Here is a 3,445-nt window from a genome sequence, read left to right as displayed (position 1 = left end):
TGAAAGGCAACTTCCCGGCCTTCTCCGACATTCCCGCCGATGAGATCATTGACGAAACGCTGCAGACCATTGCCGAGTGCGGAATCGCGATCGAAATCAATACATCGGGCAAAACGAAGCTCAGCGGCGGCTGGTACCCGGCGGACGCCATCCTTGAGCGGGCGCTCCACTTCGGCGTGGACGTCACTTTCGGCTCGGACGCTCATGTTCCTGGAAGGGTTGGAGACGAGCGGGACGAAGTAGCCCGGCGCCTGAAGGACATCGGATTCCGGGAATGGGTGTATTTCAAGGGCAAAGACAAAAAGGTGGTTCCCCTCTGAGGGAGCCTCTTTTTTTGGGCAAAAAAAATGAACCCGCACGATCCGGGTCCCAGAACATCATTTATATTTTCAAAAAGGGGGTCATGTGAATAAGTTTACCCTGTCTCTGTTAGAGTCCCATAACAGCAATATTTCATTTATGTTACAAATCTTACCTGATTTCATATGATTGCAGATTTGGCGCATTCTCCTGGTTTGCCTGAAGCTGCAGCCCCTTCCGGTATTCATCATAGGTACGGTCGGTATGAGCGTACACCATCATCTCGACCGGCGCAGCGAAAAACATACGTCTATGCTGAAAGGTACGGCTGAGCTGCATCCCGTTTTTTTGCATAACCCTGGCCGACGCCGTGTTGACCGCATGGCATCTGCCTTCAATGTGCAGCAGTTTCAGCTCGGTGAAGGCATAGTTCAGCATCAAGCCGAGCGCTTCGGTGGCGATTCCCCTGCCCCAGTAAGCTTTGGCGAGCATATAGCCGATCATGGCATCGCGCTTCTCCTCACGCCAATGCTGAATCGACACCACGCCGGCCAGCTCGTGCTCGCCATGAAGCCAGATGCCCATGTGCAGCGAGTCCCTGCGGCCCGTGCTCAGCAGCTCCGAGGCGATGCGCCGCGAGCGGGCAAAGCTGAAGAAGGAGCTCTGGGTCACGTATTTGATCACCTGGGGGTCTGCCAGGATATCCAGCAGCCTCGGCGCGTCCTGCGGTTCGATCGGTTTCATCATCAGACGGCTGCCCGTAAGCAAGGGCGTCGGCGTTCTTGTGTCCTCATTCAGCACGCTCTTCTCCCCTTCCTTCGCTTGATTCCCTTAGTTTGATTCGAATCGTTACCAGCTTGTCTAACGAGCGCCAGACTGCAGGGTGAAGACGGTAAGCTCCGGCTTGCATAACAAGCGGACGGGAAGGTGGGTCTCCCCGATCCCCCGGTTGACATACAGCGGCATTCGACGTTCTTCCACTTCGTACATACCCATGACGTACCGTTTGGATCCCGGAGGCGTCATCAGCGCACCAAACAGGGGCAGACGCACCTGTCCGCCATGGCTGTGTCCGGACAGCTGCAGATCGAAAGGAAACAGGGCGGCGTTACCTGCGTAATCCGGCTCATGCATCAAGAGTAAAGTGAACATGTCGTCCGGTATGCCGGATCTTCCCTTCTGCGGATCGGGAAATCCATGCAGCCAGTCATCCAAGCCGACCACCGCGATGGACTGTCCGCCACGGTTCAGGAGCTGGCTACTGTTTTGCAGCACCCGAAAGCCGGCCACCTGCAGCTTGTGGCTCACATCCTTGCCGCTCCCTCCCCAAAAATCGTGGTTGCCCAGCACCGCAAATTTGCCTAAAGGGGCATCGATCGAAGCGAGCAGCGGAATATATTCGTTCATCGCCTCCGCAGTCGAATCAATGATATCGCCGGTAAAGCAGATCAGCTCGGGAGCTTCCCTGCGAATGGCCGCGATCAGATGCTCGATGTGCTTCTTTCGGGTGTGAAACCCGAGGTGGGCATCGCTGAAATGGACGACTTTCAAGTTGTGAAAAGCCGACGGCAGCCGCGGACATACCAGCGTCCGGTACACGGTATCCAGCTGCTGCGGCTCCCATAACGAGGCGTAGGCGCCTGTCAGCAATCCCGCTCCGGCCGCTAGGGCGACGCCGCGCTTCAAAAATTGCCTGCGGGTGAGCCGGCTGCCGGGCAGCTCCGGCTGGGCTGCATCCTGCCGATTTCCCGTTCCCGGATGCGGCGATTTTTCATGCAGGCGGCCTCCTGTATTGGAATAGAATAGGACTTTCCCCTATTATATCCTTCAGGCCGCCGCTCTTCCAGCAGTGCGGATCACTCCGCCGGAGGCGGTGCGCTGGCCCGGGGCAAACGCTGCTGTTCAAAGGATACAACGAACGGTTATGCGCCAAGTCAGGGCATGGTAACGGAAAGTTTACACTTCCTCCTGACCTGCGCCATCCGGGCCTTCTTTGAAAATTTTACGGAACACGCTGAGCAACGACATTGCGTAGGCAACCGTAATAAAGCTGAAGGCGATCTCCATCACGACAGCACCTCTGGAGGTGTTATCGACAGGCGTGATATCCCCGTAACCGACGGTAGCAAAGGTTGCGACGCTAAAATACAGGAAGGAAATCAGCTGGCTCAGCAAATCGTTGCCGATATTTTTCCCGTCGAAGCTGTTATGGCCAAAGAGCTTGTAAATCGACGTGTAGATAACGGTAAAAAAGAGGATGCACGTTAACGTGGCCATGCTGATGCGCGTAATGACGGTTTTGAGCTGCACTTCTTTTTTCAGGGCCGACTCGGCAATCCGGTTGAAAATATACAGCACGTAGAAGATGACCGAGCTCAGGCAGAAGATCAGAATCAAAGCCCGCATCCCGCCTGTTCCCGGGACAACCCGGGAAAGGTCGATCCAGCCGATCAGGTCTTCCAGGGAGACCAGCACATAAATGAGAATTGGACCAAGCAGGATCGCCTTGCTCGTCCATTTTTTCTCCAATCCGTAAAACACCGCAATCAGGACAATCAAACCGGAAATATTGAGCACCCACATCCACCAAGACATGAGCCATCCTCCTCCATTCTCCCTGCACGTCTTCTGCCTGTAAAGTTTTAGAAGTCTTTATGGTTAGATTACCCCCGCCACAAGGGTTGGACGCATCCCGAGGTATACCAAAAATCCCCTTGCCGGCGAAAAGCTGTCCGCTGACAAGGGGATGATGGTTAACGATGATTTATACACCCAGCCACTGCTTGAACATGTGCTTGGTCGTTTGCTTGTTCATTTCCGCGATCGACGTGGTCAACGGAATGCCTTTCGGACAGGAGCGCACGCAGTTCTGCGAGTTGCCGCAGCCTTCGATACCGCCGTCCTGCATCAGCGCTTCCAGGCGTTCTTCCTTGTTCATTTCACCCGTTGGGTGGGAGTTGAACAGGCGAACCTGGGAAATCGCCGCCGGACCGATAAAGTCGGTCTTGTCGTTTACGTTCGGGCAGGACTCCAGGCAGACGCCGCAGGTCATGCACTTGGACAGCTCATAAGCCCACTGACGCTTCTTCTCCGGCATCCGTGGTCCAGGGCCGAGATCGTACGTGCCGTCGATCGGAATCCGAGG

4 protein-coding genes and 1 pseudogene are annotated in these 3,445 nt (G+C 55.4%); 1 reads left to right on the top strand and 4 read right to left on the bottom strand.

Annotated features, from left to right (window positions below):
- Positions 1–320, top strand: a pseudogene (locus CPT76_RS34260) (histidinol-phosphatase); the annotation flags it as partial.
- A 151-nt stretch (positions 321–471) separates the two neighbouring features.
- On the opposite strand, the gene CPT76_RS34255 reads toward CPT76_RS34260, so the two are convergent.
- From CPT76_RS34255 to CPT76_RS34240, 4 genes are all read right to left on the bottom strand, one after another.
- Positions 472–1,101, bottom strand: coding sequence for a GNAT family N-acetyltransferase (locus CPT76_RS34255; RefSeq protein WP_105446085.1), 630 nt, complete (start codon positions 1,099–1,101; stop codon positions 472–474).
- Between the two features lie 60 nt (positions 1,102–1,161).
- Complete coding sequence (locus CPT76_RS34250; RefSeq protein ID WP_258169075.1) at positions 1,162–1,986, bottom strand: metallophosphoesterase; 825 nt, start codon at positions 1,984–1,986, stop codon at positions 1,162–1,164.
- Between the two features lie 270 nt (positions 1,987–2,256).
- The gene (locus CPT76_RS34245) at positions 2,257–2,895 is read right to left on the bottom strand and encodes an ion channel (protein WP_105446083.1); all 639 of its coding nucleotides are present in this window, start codon (positions 2,893–2,895) and stop codon (positions 2,257–2,259) included.
- Between the two features lie 169 nt (positions 2,896–3,064).
- A partial coding sequence (locus tag CPT76_RS34240) for a 4Fe-4S dicluster domain-containing protein (RefSeq protein ID WP_146116528.1) occupies positions 3,065–3,445 on the bottom strand: 381 nt, incomplete at its 5' end.

This window comes from Paenibacillus sp. AR247, from assembly GCF_002968895.1.
GTDB lineage: Bacteria > Bacillota > Bacilli > Paenibacillales > Paenibacillaceae > Paenibacillus_AQ > Paenibacillus_AQ favisporus.
Note: the sequence above shows the minus strand (reverse complement) of the source record. Positions and strands in the feature narration are given on the sequence as shown.